The sequence below is a fragment of the Actinomycetes bacterium genome, assembly GCA_024222295.1.
Classification (GTDB): domain Bacteria; phylum Actinomycetota; class Acidimicrobiia; order Acidimicrobiales; family Microtrichaceae; genus JAAEPF01.
In genome coordinates this window covers 307,438-322,325 of record JAAEPF010000017.1, presented here as the reverse complement: position 1 = coordinate 322,325, position 14,888 = coordinate 307,438, and the positions used below count along the sequence as shown (strand labels likewise).

At 67.9% G+C, this 14,888-nt stretch carries 17 protein-coding genes; 9 read left to right on the top strand and 8 right to left on the bottom strand.

What is annotated here, in order from left to right:
• Positions 1 to 2: 2 nt before the first annotated feature.
• The 3 genes from GY812_04275 to GY812_04265 all read left to right on the top strand — a co-directional run bounded on the left by GY812_04275 (position 3) and on the right by GY812_04265 (position 3,751).
• Positions 3 to 1,145 (top strand): glycoside hydrolase family 5 protein, encoded by a 1,143-nt coding sequence (locus GY812_04275; protein MCP4434702.1) that lies wholly within the window; start codon positions 3 to 5, stop codon positions 1,143 to 1,145.
• On the top strand, positions 1,142 to 2,854 hold the full coding sequence (locus tag GY812_04270) for a hypothetical protein (GenBank protein ID MCP4434701.1): 1,713 nt from the start codon (positions 1,142 to 1,144) through the stop codon (positions 2,852 to 2,854). The genes GY812_04275 and GY812_04270 overlap by 4 nt, the downstream gene beginning before the upstream one ends.
• Before the next feature lie 117 nt (positions 2,855 to 2,971).
• Positions 2,972 to 3,751, top strand: coding sequence for an enoyl-CoA hydratase (locus GY812_04265; protein ID MCP4434700.1), 780 nt, complete (start codon positions 2,972 to 2,974; stop codon positions 3,749 to 3,751).
• 169 nt (positions 3,752 to 3,920) lie between these two features.
• Here the strand turns inward: GY812_04265 and GY812_04260 are convergent, their stop codons facing one another.
• Positions 3,921 to 4,883 carry a hypothetical protein gene (locus GY812_04260; protein MCP4434699.1) on the bottom strand — a complete coding sequence of 321 codons (963 nt, stop codon included), beginning with the start codon at positions 4,881 to 4,883 and terminating at the stop codon, positions 3,921 to 3,923.
• A 56-nt stretch (positions 4,884 to 4,939) separates the two neighbouring features.
• Positions 4,940 to 5,245, bottom strand: coding sequence for a cysteine methyltransferase (locus GY812_04255; GenBank protein MCP4434698.1), 306 nt, complete (start codon positions 5,243 to 5,245; stop codon positions 4,940 to 4,942).
• Positions 5,246 to 5,381: 136 nt separating this feature from the next.
• Here GY812_04255 and GY812_04250 point away from each other — a divergent pair, with 136 nt between their 5' ends.
• From GY812_04250 to GY812_04240, 3 genes are read left to right on the top strand one after another with little or no spacing between them, the layout of a single operon-like run.
• Positions 5,382 to 6,503 (top strand): ABC transporter permease, encoded by a 1,122-nt coding sequence (locus tag GY812_04250; GenBank protein ID MCP4434697.1) that lies wholly within the window; start codon positions 5,382 to 5,384, stop codon positions 6,501 to 6,503.
• Entirely contained in the window at positions 6,500 to 7,336 is an 837-nt protein-coding gene (locus GY812_04245) for an ABC transporter ATP-binding protein (protein MCP4434696.1), read from the top strand. Before GY812_04250 ends, GY812_04245 begins: the two co-directional genes overlap by 4 nt.
• On the top strand, positions 7,333 to 8,205 hold the full coding sequence (locus GY812_04240; protein MCP4434695.1) for an ABC transporter ATP-binding protein: 873 nt from the start codon (positions 7,333 to 7,335) through the stop codon (positions 8,203 to 8,205). The genes GY812_04245 and GY812_04240 overlap by 4 nt, the downstream gene beginning before the upstream one ends.
• Here GY812_04240 and GY812_04235 read toward each other — a convergent pair.
• On the bottom strand, positions 8,202 to 8,429 hold the full coding sequence (locus GY812_04235; protein MCP4434694.1) for a hypothetical protein: 228 nt from the start codon (positions 8,427 to 8,429) through the stop codon (positions 8,202 to 8,204). The two genes, GY812_04240 and GY812_04235, sit on opposite strands and share 4 nt — an antisense overlap.
• On the opposite strand from GY812_04235, the gene GY812_04230 reads away from it, so the two are divergent.
• Together GY812_04230 and GY812_04225 are read left to right on the top strand one after the other, a co-directional pair.
• Entirely contained in the window at positions 8,430 to 8,762 is a 333-nt protein-coding gene (locus tag GY812_04230) for a lactoylglutathione lyase (GenBank protein ID MCP4434693.1), read from the top strand.
• Positions 8,763 to 8,775: 13 nt separating this feature from the next.
• Positions 8,776 to 9,702, top strand: coding sequence for a sodium:calcium antiporter (locus GY812_04225; protein ID MCP4434692.1), 927 nt, complete (start codon positions 8,776 to 8,778; stop codon positions 9,700 to 9,702).
• 17 nt (positions 9,703 to 9,719) lie between these two features.
• Here GY812_04225 and GY812_04220 read toward each other — a convergent pair whose 3' ends face one another.
• From GY812_04220 to GY812_04210, 3 genes are all read right to left on the bottom strand, one after another.
• Entirely contained in the window at positions 9,720 to 10,163 is a 444-nt protein-coding gene (locus GY812_04220; GenBank protein ID MCP4434691.1) for a VOC family protein, read from the bottom strand.
• Between the two features lie 73 nt (positions 10,164 to 10,236).
• On the bottom strand, positions 10,237 to 10,695 hold the full coding sequence (locus GY812_04215) for a cupin domain-containing protein (GenBank protein MCP4434690.1): 459 nt from the start codon (positions 10,693 to 10,695) through the stop codon (positions 10,237 to 10,239).
• Positions 10,692 to 11,474 (bottom strand): SDR family oxidoreductase, encoded by a 783-nt coding sequence (locus tag GY812_04210; protein MCP4434689.1) that lies wholly within the window; start codon positions 11,472 to 11,474, stop codon positions 10,692 to 10,694. Before GY812_04210 ends, GY812_04215 begins: the two co-directional genes overlap by 4 nt.
• A gap of 114 nt (positions 11,475 to 11,588) precedes the next feature.
• On the opposite strand from GY812_04210, the gene GY812_04205 reads away from it, so the two are divergent.
• Positions 11,589 to 12,512, top strand: coding sequence for an MBL fold metallo-hydrolase (locus tag GY812_04205; protein MCP4434688.1), 924 nt, complete (start codon positions 11,589 to 11,591; stop codon positions 12,510 to 12,512).
• On the opposite strand, the gene GY812_04200 is transcribed toward GY812_04205, so the two are convergent.
• Together GY812_04200 and GY812_04195 are read right to left on the bottom strand one after the other, a co-directional pair.
• Positions 12,501 to 13,295 (bottom strand): SGNH/GDSL hydrolase family protein, encoded by a 795-nt coding sequence (locus GY812_04200; GenBank protein MCP4434687.1) that lies wholly within the window; start codon positions 13,293 to 13,295, stop codon positions 12,501 to 12,503. The two genes, GY812_04205 and GY812_04200, sit on opposite strands and share 12 nt — an antisense overlap.
• A 149-nt stretch (positions 13,296 to 13,444) precedes the next feature.
• Positions 13,445 to 14,809 carry a TrpB-like pyridoxal phosphate-dependent enzyme gene (locus tag GY812_04195; protein ID MCP4434686.1) on the bottom strand — a complete coding sequence of 455 codons (1,365 nt, stop codon included), beginning with the start codon at positions 14,807 to 14,809 and terminating at the stop codon, positions 13,445 to 13,447.
• Positions 14,810 to 14,888: the final 79 nt, after the last annotated feature.

Here is a 14,888-nt window from a genome sequence, read left to right as displayed (position 1 = left end):
CGATGCCCAACAGGTTCGGATCAATTGCCCGCCATGGGATCGGCACTGCAAGGGCCGCCCTGCCTGACTTGCGTAGCCAGCATGTCGAGTCCACCGCTCGCTGGTCGACGGCCCGAGCCAAGTCGTGGAGCGAGGACACCGGCTGGCTGGTCGGCTGCAACTTCACCCCGTCGACCGCCTCGAACCAACTGGAGATGTGGCAGGCCGACACGTTCGACAAGACCACGATCGACCGCGAGCTCGGTTGGGCTGCCGATCTCGGGTTCAACTCGGTGCGGGTGTTCCTGCACGACCTGATGTGGGAGCTCGACGGCGAGGCGTTCCTGGACCGCGTCGACGAAGTGCTGGATATCGCGGATGGACACGGCATCGGCGTGATGGCGGTGCTGTTCGACGGGGTATGGCACCCGATACCGCGGCCGGGCGAACAACCGGCGCCGCGTCCGGGGGTGCACAACTCGACTTGGGTGCAGGGCCCCGGTGCGGCGGTCCTGGCCGACCCTCGCCGCTGGGACACGCTGCGGCCTTATGTGGAGGCGGTTGTGTCGCGCTTCGGAGGCGACAGTCGGGTGCAGGTTTGGGACCTATTCAACGAACCCGACCAGCCGAACGCCATCTCCTGGCCGCAGTTCGAAATCGCCCACAAGTCCTCGAAGGCCGATGGCCTGCTCAACAAGGTGTTCGACTGGTGCCAGGCGGTCGATCCTGACCAGCCGCTCACCGCCGGCGTGTTCGTGGGCGTCAGCGGTGCGGCCGAACGGGTGAGTCCGATCAATCGCACGATGCTGTCGCGCAGTGATGTGATCTCATTTCACAGCTATCTGAAGCGACCCCGGCTGGAGCGTTCGATCGAACTCCTCGCCCGACATGACCGACCACTGCTCTGTACCGAATGGCTGGCTCGACCGATGGGCTCGACCGCAGATCTGATCGAGGTACTGGCGCAGCACGGTGTCGGCGCCTGGAACTGGGGCCTCGTCGACGGACGCACGCAGACGAAGTACCCGTGGGCTTCATGGCTGCGGCCGGTGCGCGGCGAACAGGAGTGGTTCCACGAGTGGCTGCAAGCGGACGGCACGCCGTACCGCGAGGCCGAGGCGGACCTGCTGCGCCGTGTCACCGCAGCGCACAGGGGGCCATCTTGACCAGGGTTCGAATCTTCTCTCTTGCGTGCCTCGCAGTGGCGTTCATCGCTGCCGGCTGCTCGACCAGCGAGGAGCCGGCCGAGCCCGACAAGCCCGACTCTGGTGGCGATGTGGAGGAATCCGCACGAGGGGGCAGCGCTGATGTACCCCAACCCCCGCCGCCCAACCCTTTCCTGGCCGACAGCGTGGTGCCGATCGGGCACTTCGACACGGCGCAGTCCGACACCCAGGTCCACGCAGGGCCGGTCGGGCCGACACAGGACCTGACACAGGACGATCTGCAGTACACGCACCTGGGCCCCGGTCACTTCGGGATGGCCATCTCACCGGAGTACCCCGACGGCACCCGGGTGATCTGGAGCAACGGTGGCGACCGCATCTCCAAGCTCGACTACGAGACCCTGGAGGTGCTCGCGGAACTGCCGGTCGGCGACAAGACGCTGCTCGACGAAGCGACCGCCGACGGCCATGTCGACCAGCTGGACTCGCTGTCGGGCCAAGCCCTCGCGGACGCCGGACTCGACCTGGCCATCAACTACCTGGTCGGCCTCGCAGGCGTGTACTACATGCTGGATTCCGACAACACGCTGTTCGTCGGCGGGTCCGAATCGATCCTCGCCTACAACGACGTCGACCCCGACGACCCCGACTCGGAGATCCAGCTGCGCGACGAGTGGGTCAAGCCCCCCGAGGTGGGCGGCAAGTTCGCCGGCGCCAACATGACCTACGACGGCCGGGTGGCGATGATCACCGACGAGGGTTGGCTCGTGGTGGTGACGCGGGACTTCTCGGACTGGGAGGCGATCCAGCTGGTCGGCGCCGAGCAAGCCCCTGCCCACAATGCCGCCATGGCCGAGGCGGGCAACCGGCCCGGCAGCGCCGACTGGGTGCGCAACAGCATCGCCATCGATCCCGACGGTGGCATCTACGCGGTCTCGCTCGACCACGCACACAAGGTGATCTGGGACGGCGAGAAGCTGTCCACCGACGAAGCCGACGGCGCCTGGGTGGCGCAGTACTCCAATACCTCCACCCTCGGATCGGGTGCCACCCCTTCGCTCATGGGCTTCGGTGATGCTGAGGACCACTTCATGGTGCTCACCGACGGCGACACCGTGATGAACATGGTGTTCATGTGGCGCGACGACATCCCTGACGGTTGGGAGCCGCCTGAGGGCGCGCCCTCGGACCGCGTCGCCGGGCAGCTTCCCGCTGACATGGGTGACGACGCCATCGAGGCGATCCAGACCGAGCAATCGGTGGTCCTCGGCGGCTACGGGGCGATGGTGGTCAACAACCAGCCGACATCGTCGCCACCTGACTTCCCGGCCTTCGGCAACCGGATCCTCGTCGGTTACGCGGGTGCCGACCCGGCGTTCACCCCGAAGGGCGTCCAGAAGTTCGAATGGGACCCGGACGCGAAGGAGCTGCGCGAGGCATGGGTCAACAACGACGTCTCGTCGGCCAACTCGGTGCCCGTCATGTCGCTCGGTTCGGGGCTCGTGTACACCGTGGGTGCACGCGATGGCGGCTGGACGCTCGAGGGAATCGACTGGGACACCGGCGAGTCGGCATTCCACTGGGGCACTGGCTCCGGCCGCTACAACTCGCTGTTCTCGGGGGTCATGGTGGATCAGGACGGTCGGGTCATACACACCACGGCGTTCGGGATCGTGCGTTACGTGCCGGCCAACGCCGAAGCGGGCTGACTCGCGCCCGACACCCGGGCGTTGTGCCAACGGTCCCGGGGTCGGCAATGCTTGCCCGGTTCGACCCAATCCGGCCGGGGGCGAGACGAGGCCGGGCAAGCACGAGAGGTACACGACGTGTCCGACACGATCCGATACGAGGTCTCCGACCGCATCGCAACCATCACGATCGACCGTGAGCAAGCGCGAAATTCACTCGACCTGGCATCCCTCGATGCACTCAAGGCCGCCTCCGCGCGCGCCGAGGCCGACAACGACGTGGACGTGGTCATCCTCACCGCAGTCGGATCCGTGTTCTCCGCCGGCCTCGACCTCAAGTCGCTCTCCAGTGGAGAGATCGACGTGCTCGCACACACGAGACTGGGCAATCCCTGGACGGGGCGCACCAAGCCGATGATCGCGGCGGTCAACGGCCCGGCCATCACCGGAGGCCTGGAGCTGGTGCTCAACTGCGACATCGCTGTGGCTTCCACCGAGGCCGCGTTCGCGGACACCCACACCCGGGTGGGCATCCTGCCCTTCTGGGGCATGAGCGTGTTGCTGCCCCGCTCGGTCGGGCGGCGCAACGCCACGTGGATGACCCTCACCGGCGACTTCATCGACGCCGACATAGCGCTTCGCTTCGGACTGGTCGTCGAGGTTGTGGCGCCCGACGAGCTGCAGTCGGCGGCGCGGGCCATCGCGACCGTGATCGCCAACAACGACCAGCCCGGTGTGCGGGCCATGCTCGGCCTCTACCGCGACGGCGCGGGCCTGCCGAACGACACGGCACAGGAGCTCGAGATCGAACGGGCCACCGAGTGGCATGGCGACGGTTTCGACGCCGCCGCCATCGCCGGCCGGTTCGAGGCCATCAAGCAGAGGGGCCGAGCCCAGCGCGAAGGCAGCGGAGGCTGAGCGATGGTCCGTCCCGCGCCAGTGACTGGTCGGACCCGGCGCAGCGGGAGGTTCGCCGTGTTCATCGCGGCGGCCGAGGCCCGCGGCGTGGAACGGAACCCCTACCGAGCCTCGATCCCCGCCACCGCCTGACAGGTCACCCGGCACACCTTGTCGGCGGCTGCCACACTCAGGTCTGGGCGGGGTCGGAGCGGCCGATGACCCGGCCCTGGCGGAATACCGTCACCGGGCCACCTTCGCTCACGGCGATGACCACGGCCGCGGGATCATCCGCGCTGAACCTGCGCGCGGCTGTGTGGCGGGTGCCGCCCAGCGGATCGACGGACCGCTCCGCTTCGGGCGAAGGCACGAGCCTCACCCCGAGGTGCTCCAGGGTTCCGTCGAGCCGGAAGAGGGCCGCGCCGTCGACCTGTGACAACACGTGCCTCAGGGGGCCGAGATCACTGGGACGGTCCACGTGCAGGGGCGGCGGCGCCGACATCCGCTCCTCGAAGTCCGCCGTGTCAGAGGCCCCGAGGATCAACAGGGATCCGATGCCGGACGCTCCCAGGTCATGCACCGCGAATCGCAGCAACCGGTCGAGGCAGGTCGACGCGTCATCGTCGAGTCCACAGGCCGCCCGTTGCAGCCACGACCCGAACGGTGGCTCGAGATGCCACTCGCCGCTGTCCCAACGCGCAACGCCGAACGAACCGACGACACGCACCTGTCCGTCACCACGCCTCTGCACGACAAAGCCGCCCGTGGCCTCGGCGAGGATCACCAGGTCGCGCTCCGACCCGGCAGAGCGGTCGAACACCAACACGGCCTCCACACCATCGACCCCGCGCAGGGCGAAGCTGACTCGCCCGTCGGCATACCGGCGGGCGTCGTCATCGGCCCGGGAAGTCGCGGGACTCAGGGATACATCGAGGTCTGTCGCCTCGGTCCACAGGTTTATGTCCACCGATGGCAGCACGATCGAGCCGTAGGCCGGGAGGCGCCGCTCGTGACGGGGCGGCCTGATCGCGTAGTCGATCTCGTCGACCAGGGCCTCGGCAATGGTCGCTCCCTCGACCGGCACGCCCTCGTCGAGAAGCTCCTCGCGCAGCCGTCGGAGCCGGCCCGGGGTGACGTGGCGTGGGGTGTCCATGCGCAAAGAGTAGGTAGTCACCGCCCCGATGGGTGGTTGACACAGCGGTGTGGCCGTCAGGGAGAGGCGACGACGTGGTTGCCCTTGACCCGGACGCCCTCGTTGCGGAGCCTGGCCGCGTGCTCCCCGGGGGCCCCGGGCGCCAGCCGACCCGTGGAGGTGACGACCCTCCACCACGGAAACGCCCCGTCGGGGGCCTGCCTCAGGAAGTTGCCGACCGCACGCGCCGCGCCGGGAAAGCCGGCCTCTGCAGCAACCTCGCCGTAGGTGAGCAACTCGCCGGGGCCGGTGTCGTCGAGCACTGCGGCGACCGCCAGCTCGAAGTCCGTCCAGCTCGATCGGTCAACGGCGTCGCCAGGCACGGCCAGAACATACCGCCGCCGGACAGACAGAGGTCCCGGGCGTACGGCGGCGCTGGCATGCACCCCGACCTGCAGCAGAACAGACCTGCAGCAGCCGGTCCGCGGCGCCGAGAAAGCTGCGCCATAGCGTTGGGCCATGTTCGCAATGGCCCAGAAGGAACTCCGCCAGGTCCGCCGCGATCGGCGCACCCTCGCCATGATGCTCGGCATGCCCGTGCTGCTGTTGGTGATCTTCGGATACGCGGCGAGCTTCAACGTGACCAGCATCGACGTGGAGATCGTCGGCCCGCAGGCCGAGCAGATCGCCCCGCAGGTGGAGAAGCTGGGTGCCGACAAGGGCATGACGATCAACGTCGTGAAGACGGACACGTCGGGCGACGAGTCCAGTGCAACCGACGACCTGCGCAACGGAGTGGCGTCGGTGGCCATCGTGACGGGTGGCAACACGCCGCTGGCCCTCATCGACGGGTCGCAGCTGTTCTCCGCCCAGGCGGCCGAGACAGGACTCGCGCAGGCACCGTTCCAGGTGGACACGAAGATCCTGTTCAACCCAGACCTCAACACGTCGTGGTACATGGTGCCGGCGATCATCGGGCTGATCCTCGTGTTCGTGGGCACCATGATCACCAGCCTCGGCGTGGTCAAGGAACGCGAGATGGGGACCCTCGAACAACTCGCCGTGATGCCGTTCACCGCCCGCGACATCATCATCGGCAAGCTGCTTCCCTACTTCGTGATCGGCATGATCGACCTGGTCGTGGTGACGTTGCTCGGCGCCCTGTTGTTCGACGTGCCATTCGTGGGGCCGATCTGGCAGTTCATGCTCGGAGGCACGCTCTTCCTGCTCACAACACTGGGCTTCGGTGTGCTGATCTCGACGCTGTCGAACACCCAGGGCCAGGCCATCCAGCTGGCACTCATGGTCACGCTGCCCCAGGTGTTGCTCTCCGGCATGGTGTTCCCCCTCTCGTCGATGGCATCGGGGGTGCGCTGGATCGCCTGGTTCCTGCCCCTCACCTACTGGGTGCAGATCGCGCGTGACATCACGATGAAGGGCACCGAGTTCACCGCCATGTGGGAATGGTTCGTGGCCCTCGCCGTACTCGGCTCGGTGGTTCTCAGCCTCTCGCTGGTCCGGTTCCGACGCGACCTCGGCCCGAGCAAGCGGGCACGTCGCAAGCTGGCCGAACGGGCTGGGCAAGCCTCGGACGAGACAGAGGACACGCCGGGGACGGCGCCCGAGGAGGCGGCACGATGACCACCTACGGCGTCACCGCCGCCGGTGTTAAAGGCCGGCTCGCCGGGGCTTCACTCTCGGTGGAACCCGGCCAGATCGTCGCGGTCGTGGGCGGCGACGGGGCCGGCAAGTCGACCCTGCTCCAGCTGCTCGCGGGTGCCCTCATGCCCGACGAGGGCGTGGTGCGCTCGCCCACCGAACAGCACCGCATCGGATACGTGCCCACGGGCGCCGGGTTCTACCCGGACCTGACCGTCGCGGAGAATGTCCGCTTCGCCGGCCGGGCCTACGGGCTTGGCGGCGACGAGCTCGACGAGAGGCGCGGGTTCGTACTCGGCCTGACAGGACTGGCCGGCTTCACCGACCGCCTCGCCCGCGACCTGTCGGGAGGGATGCGCCAGAAGCTGGCCCTGGCACTCGGCACCCTGCACTCGCCCGACCTGCTCGTGCTGGACGAGCCCACCACGGGAGTCGACCCCGTCAGCCGCGTCGACCTGTGGCGGGTGATCGCAAGTGCGGCAGCCGGCGGCGTGCACGTGGTTGTGGCGAGCTCCTACATCGACGAGGCGGAGCGGGCGGCAACCGTGCTGGCCCTCCACGACGGCAGCCCACTGCTCGAGGGACCGCCCGGCGAACTGGCCGCATCGGTGCCGGGCACCCTTGTCGACCTCGACGAACCCACCGACCGCGAGCTGGCCTGGAGGCGCGGCAGCCGCTGGAGGCAGTGGGTGCCACCCGAGGCTCGAGGGTTCGGAGCCCGGAGCCACACGGGCGGCGAGGTGCGCCCTGCGCTGGAAGACGCCGTGATCGTGGCAACTCTCGCCCGCCACCTCGAATCCAAGGACGCGGCATGAAACAGCTCGAACTGACCCGGGTGGCCAAGCGGTTCGGCAGGTTCACCGCCAATGACGACATCAGCTTCGATGTTTGCGATGGCGAAGTGGTGGGCCTGCTCGGAGCGAACGGCGCCGGCAAGACGACCGCCATCCGCCAGGCGCTCGGACTGATCGCACCCACCGAAGGAGTCATCACCCAGTTCGGCGAGATCCCGTCGCGCCACACCAGGGCCCGCATCGGGTACGTACCCCAGGGTCTCGGCCTGTGGGGCGACCTGAGCGTGGCGGCCAACCTCGACTTCACTGCCAGGTCCTACGGGGCGGGGCACGACTCCGTCGAGGCAGCGTCGGCAACCCTTCCATCGGACCTGGATCGCCACAGCCGCACAGCCGTGGATGACCTGTCACTGGGGCGCCAGCGGAGGGTGGCCTTCACCGCAGCCCTCGAGCACGACCCAGAACTCCTCGTGCTCGACGAGCCGACCTCCGGCGTGGACGCCCTCAGCCGGTCTCGCCTGTGGGACCTGATCCGCACCCGAGCCGATGCCGGGGTGGGCGTGCTGGTCACCACCCACTTCATGGATGAAGCCCGCCAGTGCGATCGGCTACTGATCATGGCCGAGGGGCACATCGTGTTGCGCGGCACTTACGACGAGATCGTGGGCGACCGCACGGTGATCAAGGTCGACAGCACCGACTGGGCGGCCACGTTCGGACTCCTCGACGAAGCAGGATTCAGCTGCAGTGTCGTGGGCACGGCGATCCGGGTGCTCACCGGCGACCGCGCTGCAGTCGAGTCAGCCCTCGCCGACAGCGACGCCGACCCGACGTTGTCGGATGCCACGGCCACCCTCGAGGAGACGATGGTGGCCGTGGCCCGCGGCTAGACCTCGATGCAATCGGAGACGGCGATGGTGCCGCCGAGTGTGAGCACCGGACAGCCCTTGGCCGTCTCGATAGCGTCAGCCGGGTCATCCGCTGTCTCGATTGCGTCAGCCGGGTCATCCGCCGTGATGATGCGGTACCCACCGAGGTAGGTGACCTCGGAGACCGAGCCGTTGAGTACCGTCTCGACATGGCCAATCCCGCGCCGGTCCACCGGATACAGCACGTGGCACTCGATGTGGCCGACCTTGCCGCGGCGATCGAGTTCTACGAGCACCTCGGGCTGGCTCCCGTGGATCGCCCTGGGTCGCTGGGCGCCAACGGCATCTGGCTCGGCGTCGGCGACGCACAGTTGCACCTCGTGGAACGACCAGATCTCGATGAGGTGAGCTCGGGCTCCCATGTGGCCTTCGAGGTGCAAGACCTCGAAGGCACCGCCGCCGCTCTGCGCGACCTCGGTATCGAGGTCGGCGACCCCTTCGATATTGGAGCGGGCCTCCAGGCGTTCTTGCGCGATCCGTCCGGCAACCTCGTCGAGCTGAACCAGCCGACCGGCTGACCGCACACCGGAGATGATCGCCCTCTGGCTCCTCCTGGTCGCCGCAGGCCTGACCGCCTCGGTGCTCTCAGGTGGGCGTGCCCTGACCTGGGCCGAGGACCTGGGACACAAGGTGGGGCTGGCACCGCACATCATCGGATTGACGATCGTGGCGATCGGCACCGACCTTCCAGAGATCGCGAACAGCATCATCGCCTCGGCCGAGGGGCGTGGCGACCTCAACGTCGGCGACTCGACCGGTTCGGCAGCCACGCAGATCACCCTCGTGCTGGGGATACTGTGCCTCATCCGCCCCATCCCCGTGAGCCGGCGGTTCGTGGCGATCGCCGGTGGGCTCACCGTGGTGGCGTTCGGGCTCGGCGCGCTCTTGATGAGCAACGGCTCGCTGTCGCACCTCGACGGCGCACTGTTGGTGAGTGCGTGGATCGTTGCCACGATCGTTCTGCGCTACACGACCGATGTGCCCCTGGAGGTGTCCGAGGCGCCGAGCGGCGGAGCCGGGGCAGCCGTGTTGGCGGGCAAGACCCTGCTCGCCCTGGCGGTCGTGGCCGTGGGAGCGACCGTTGCGGTCACCGCGTTCGGGCGGGTGGTCGATGAACTCGGGGTGCCGGAGTACGCGACCAGCTTTCTGCTGCTGGCGTTCGGAACGTCGCTGCCCGAGCTGATCGTGAACGCACGCGCGGTGCGCGCCGGAATGGTGTCACTCGCCATCGGCGGGATCATCGGCGCCTCGTTGATCGACGCCACACTGTCGCTCGGAATCGGGCCGCTCATCTTCCCGACCGATGTGTCATCGGACGCGGCCTGGGGGACGCTCATGGTTGGCGGAGTGGTCGCCCTCGCCGTGCTGCTGTTGCTGCGCAGCAAGGTGCACGGCCGGCTCACCGGTGTGCTGGCCATCGGGCTCTACCTCGTGCTGTTCCCGGTCGTCATCCTCTGACGCGCCCGGGGCCCGGTCTAGAGGTTGATGTCGTCGGGCCCGGTGATCTTCAGGAAGATGAACTCGAGCTGGATGTTGTCGGGGTCGCGCAGCACCAGCACATCCCAGTTGTCCTCGGTGGTGATGCCGGAGTTGGGGATGCCCTTCTCTTCGAGCAACGCCGACCAGGCCTCCAGCTCCTCACGCGACGCGACATTGAACGACAGGTGGTCGAGGCCGACCTGGCGTTCGTCGAACGCCTTGCCGGGGTTGTCGTCATGCTGTTCGAGGCCGATCACGACCTGCGAAACCGGCTCCATGATGTACTGGGCGTCCAGCTTGTTGGCGTCGCTGCGACCACCGAAGAGCGGGATGCAGTCGAGCAGGTCGATGTACCACGCCTCGCTGGCCTCGAGGTCGGTGACGCTGAGGTCGACGTGTGAGATTCCGGTGATCGACGGCATGGGTGCCTCCGTTGTCATGGCGGTCCCCGGCCGGGTCCGTCGGCCAGAGTTGACCACACCCGCCGGCCGGCTGCCGCGTGACCGCCATCGGTCACACTGCGCCGGGCTCCCAGCCGGGTGGCGCCAGCTCGAAACCCTCGTAGCGGAACTCCGGCACGACCACGCAGACCACCAGGCTCCAGTCGCCGGTCGTGCGCGCCGCCTGCCAGGTGCCGGGCGGCACCACGGCCTGGTTGACCCCAGTGCGACCGCCGACGACCACCTCGGTCGGCTCTGCGGTGCCATCGCTCATCGAGAGCACCACCGGTCCACCCTGAGCGAGTGTCCACACCTCGGAGGCGTCGATGCGGTGCCACCGCGACCCGGCGCCGGCCTCCATCAGGAACTCGATCGCCGAGCCGGCAGACCGGTCATCGGTCGAGCTGCCCGGGGCCGTCCACACCCGCCGGAACCACCCGCCTTCCGGGTGGGTTTCGAGGCCCAGGTCCTCCACAAGGCGCCTGGCTCCCGCGTTCGTCGGCAGCTTTCCGGCCGCCTCACTTCCGCTCATGGCTGCACGGGCTTGTCGAAGTAGCCGGTACGCATCGCACCATCGCACGGGATGACCGCGCCGCTCACGAACGAGTTGTGCGGACCGAGCAGGTAGTGCGCCAGGTCGACGATGTCGGACACCTCCCCGAAGCGACCCATCGGGATCTTGGAGCGCAGCCAGTCGGCCTGCACCGGCTTCGAGCCCCAGACCTTCTCGCCGAGCTTCGTCATCACCGCTGTCGGCTGGATCGCGTTGGCCTTCACGTTGTGCGGCCCCCACTCGAGCGCCATGTTGCGAGTGAGCGACTCGAGAGCGGACTTCGCCGGGGAGTAGGCGCCGTGGCCGGGGGTGGGCGTGACCGTGGCGGTCGAGGAGATACTGAGTATGTCGCCGCCGCCGCGCTCGATCATCTGCGGCAGCACAGCCTTCGAGAGCAGGAACGGGGCGCGCACGTGCACGCCGAATGTCTCGTCCCACAGCTCGACCGGCAGGTCGACAAGCACCGGTCCGGGCGGATTGCCGGCGTCGTTCACGAGGATGTCCCAGGGCCCTGTGGTGCCGAGTTGGTCCGCCACACCCGTTGCTTCGCCGAGGTCTGCGAGGTCGGCGACGATCGTGGTGCAGCTCGCGCCGGTCGACCCCACCGCGGAGCGGGCCTCGTCCAGCGCGTCGGCGTCACGCGCAACCAGGCACACCTCCGCACCCTGTTCTGCGAGCCGTGTGGCGATGCCGAGGCCCATGCCTCGGTCGCCACCGGTCACGACCGCTCTCCTGCCGGCGAATTCGCCTTCGCTCATTTCGGACTCCAGATGCAACGCGGGCCACCGACTGGCAACCGGGTGCCGCCAGTCCAGCACAGCCACAACCCCAACGGCTGCAGGGTTTCAGCTGTGGTGCGATGCTGTGCCGTGATGAGCCCGACTCCAGCACTTGACCGCCTCAAGCGGCTCCGCCACCGCGACGACCCGTCGGTGCAGCGTGACCTCAACTGGCACGATGCGGCCGAGGTGCTGCCGACCAGCCTGTCGCTCCAGTGGCTCGGGACTGCGGGGTTCGCTCTGTCGGCCGAAGGTACGACAATTCTCATCGATCCGTACCTGACGCGCCGCGACCTACGCACAACGCTGCGCTCCAGCGCCTTGGCGTCCGATCGCGGGTTGGTGGAGCGTCTGGTGCCGCGAGCTGACGCGGTGCTGGTCGGCCACACCCATTTCGACCACGCGGTGGATGTGCCCACCGTGGCGTCGCTGCACGGATGCGACGTGTACGGCTCTCCATCGCTGCAACACCTGATGGGGCTCCACTCGATGGCCGACCGGGCTGTGGTCGTCGATCCCCACCAGCGCTACGAGGTGGGGCCGTTCACCTTCTCCTTCACGCCGTCGGTGCATTCGAAACTGCTGTTCGGGCTGAAGGTGCCCGCAGAGGGCGAGCTCACCTGCGATTCGCTCGACCACCTCGGGTCCGGCAACTACCGATGTGGCCGGGTATGGGGCATCACGATCGAGATGGGCGGAGCCACGATCTACCACCAGGGCTCGGCCAACCTGGTCGACGACGAGATCCGCGCCCGAGATGTCGATCTGTTCCTTTGCGGCATCGCTGGACGGATGTACACCCACGACTACATCGGTCGGGCCATGCGCCGGCTTCGCCCCAGAGTCGTCCTCGCGCACCACCACGACAGCTTCTTCGAGCCCGTCGAGGCACCGATGAAGTTCTCCTTCAACGTCAACCTCGGCGGGTTCGCTGACGACATGAGCCGGTTCGACCCCGACATCGCCGTGCGCACGCTCGAGCCTATGGAAGCAGTGGGCGGCGGGTCAGGCTCCTGAGTCCTGGAACTGCCGCACCGGGTTGCGGAGGTCGATCACCGACACAGCGGTGTCGAGCGCCGAGTGCACATAGGGTCGGAACAGGTCGGCCCAGAGCTTGTGGCCGAGCTCGTTGGGGTGGAACAGGTCGGGGGTGAACCAGCTCAGGTCTGCGTTGGCGAAGTGCGGGTCCGACAGCTCTGCCACCGGCACCCGCACGACCCCCGAACGGTTGGTGACAACGTCGTCGTGGATCCGGTCAATCGTCACGCATCGCTTCGCTGCCAGCGGGCGCAACGCCACCGGCATACGCGGGATGATCGAAAGGTCGCCCACACCGAGGGTCACGACCGGCGCCGCCGCACGCAGCACCTCGATCGTCGCCTCGAGGTCACGTCGGAACTGGCGGGTGGGCGTCGCGTGCATCACGTCGTTGGCCCCGACAGAGACCACGAACACATCGGGTGGATCAACCATGGCTTGCGGCGCCTGGTCGATGAGCACATCGCGCACCCGCGAGCCGCCCTTGGCGTGGCTGCACAACTCGACGTTCCACGGCAGCCTGTCGACCAACTGGGCGATCCACGAACCAGAGGGCTCACGCAGGCCGGGGCCCGTCACGGTGCTGTCACCGAGCACGCCCACCCGGACCGGCATGCCGTGCGGGTCACCGTACTCGCCCGAGGGATCGTGGTCCTCGAAATGGGGCAGGGGCGCGCTGACCATGCGCCTCACCTGTGCCCACATCCCGGCGCCAGCAGCCAACGCCAGGGGTGGCACTCCGATTGCGACCCCCCGCAACATCAGAATCAACAGAGTACCGAGACACCAAATGGTGTCAACAGTCACAACTACCCAGCGGGTGCTCCGGGCGCGGTGGGCTGCTCTGCGACCCGCCTCACTTCCGGCTGGGAGCAATACAGCAGCATGTGCACTGTGTCGATCGCCACGGCTCAACCCGCCACGTCGGGTAGGCGCGACAGGGCCTCGTCGATTCGTTCCTGGGGGTACTCGTAGTCCTGCACCTCACCCGACAGGTACTTGTCGTAGGCGGCGAGGTCGAGGTGACCGTGGCCGCACAGTGCGGTGAGGATGACCTTCTCCTCGCCGGTCTCGGCGCACCTGTTGGCCTCGTCGATCGCGGCGGCGAGCGCGTGGGTCGGCTCGGGTGCCGGCACGATCCCCTCGTTGCGGGCGAACTCGACTCCGGCCGCGAAGCACTCGCTCTGGTGGCGTGACTCGGCGGTCATGAGGCCCAGTTCGTAGACATGTGAGATGAGCGGCGACATGCCGTGGTAGCGCAAGCCGCCGGCGTGGATCGGATCGGGCACGAAGTCGTGGCCGATCGTGTGCATCTTCATCAAGGGCGTCATCCCCGCGGTGTCGCCGAAGTCGTAGGCGTAGGTGCCCTTGGTGAGCGTGGGGCATGCAGCCGGCTCCACCGCGCGGATCTCGGCATCGAGGTTGCCCGCCAGGTTCTCGCGGATGAACGGGAAGGCGAGGCCGCCGAAGTTGGAGCCGCCGCCCACGCAGCCGACCACGACGTCGGGGGATTCGCCGGCCATCGCGAGCTGCTTGATCGCTTCTTCGCCGATGATGGTCTGGTGCAGCAGCACGTGGTTGAGTACCGAGCCGAGTGCGTAGCGGATCTCCTCGTTGGCGCCGGCCACCTCGACCGCCTCCGAGATGGCGATGCCGAGGCTGCCCGGGGTATCGGGGTCGTCGGCAAGGATCTTGCGGCCGATCTCGGTGATGTCGCTCGGGCTCGGATGCACGTCGGCTCCGAACACCTGCATCATCGACTTTCGGTAAGGCTTCTGGTCATAGGAGGCGCGCACCTGCCAGACCTCGCAGTCGATGCCGAACAGTGAGCACGCAAAGGCGAGTGCCGTCCCCCACTGGCCGGCTCCGGTCTCGGTGGTGAGCTTCGTGACACCTTCCTCGGCGTTGTAGAACGCCTGCGGCACCGACGTGTTGGGCTTGTGCGACCCGGCCGGGCTGACGCCTTCGTACTTGTAGTAGATGTGCGCGGGCGTGCCGAGGGCCTTTTCGAGGCGACGCGCCCGGTACAGCGGAGAAGGACGCCACAGCCGGTAGATGTCCTGCACCGGCTCGGGGATGTCGATGTAGGAGTCGCTCGACACCTCCTGCGCGATGAGCGCCATCGGGAACAAGGGCGCCAGGTCCTCGGGGCCGATTGGCTGGCCGGTGCCCGGATGCAGCGGAGGCGGCGGCGGCGCGGGGAGGTCTGGAACCAGGTTGTACCACTGGGTCGGCATGTCCGACTCGTCCAACAGGTACTTGGTCTGTTCGGCCACGGGTCCTCCTCGGCGTGGTTGCCTTCGCGGCCGCAGAACCTACCGGTTCAGCGGACATCCGTGATCGCGAAACCGCACA

Coding starts and splice junctions, on each gene's coding strand:
- GY812_04240 (MCP4434695.1), top strand. CDS start 7,333: ATGAAACAGCTCGAACTGACCCGGGTGGCCAAGCGGTTCGGCAGGTTC.
- GY812_04220 (MCP4434691.1), bottom strand. CDS start 10,163: ATGACAACGGAGGCACCCATGCCGTCGATCACCGGAATCTCACACGTC.
- GY812_04200 (MCP4434687.1), bottom strand. CDS start 13,295: ATGTTGCGGGGGGTCGCAATCGGAGTGCCACCCCTGGCGTTGGCTGCT.
- GY812_04275 (MCP4434702.1), top strand. CDS start 3: ATGCCCAACAGGTTCGGATCAATTGCCCGCCATGGGATCGGCACTGCA.
- GY812_04250 (MCP4434697.1), top strand. CDS start 5,382: ATGTTCGCAATGGCCCAGAAGGAACTCCGCCAGGTCCGCCGCGATCGG.
- GY812_04215 (MCP4434690.1), bottom strand. CDS start 10,695: ATGAGCGGAAGTGAGGCGGCCGGAAAGCTGCCGACGAACGCGGGAGCC.
- GY812_04245 (MCP4434696.1), top strand. CDS start 6,500: ATGACCACCTACGGCGTCACCGCCGCCGGTGTTAAAGGCCGGCTCGCC.
- GY812_04260 (MCP4434699.1), bottom strand. CDS start 4,883: ATGGACACCCCACGCCACGTCACCCCGGGCCGGCTCCGACGGCTGCGC.
- GY812_04210 (MCP4434689.1), bottom strand. CDS start 11,474: ATGAGCGAAGGCGAATTCGCCGGCAGGAGAGCGGTCGTGACCGGTGGC.
- GY812_04205 (MCP4434688.1), top strand. CDS start 11,589: ATGAGCCCGACTCCAGCACTTGACCGCCTCAAGCGGCTCCGCCACCGC.
- GY812_04225 (MCP4434692.1), top strand. CDS start 8,776: ATGATCGCCCTCTGGCTCCTCCTGGTCGCCGCAGGCCTGACCGCCTCG.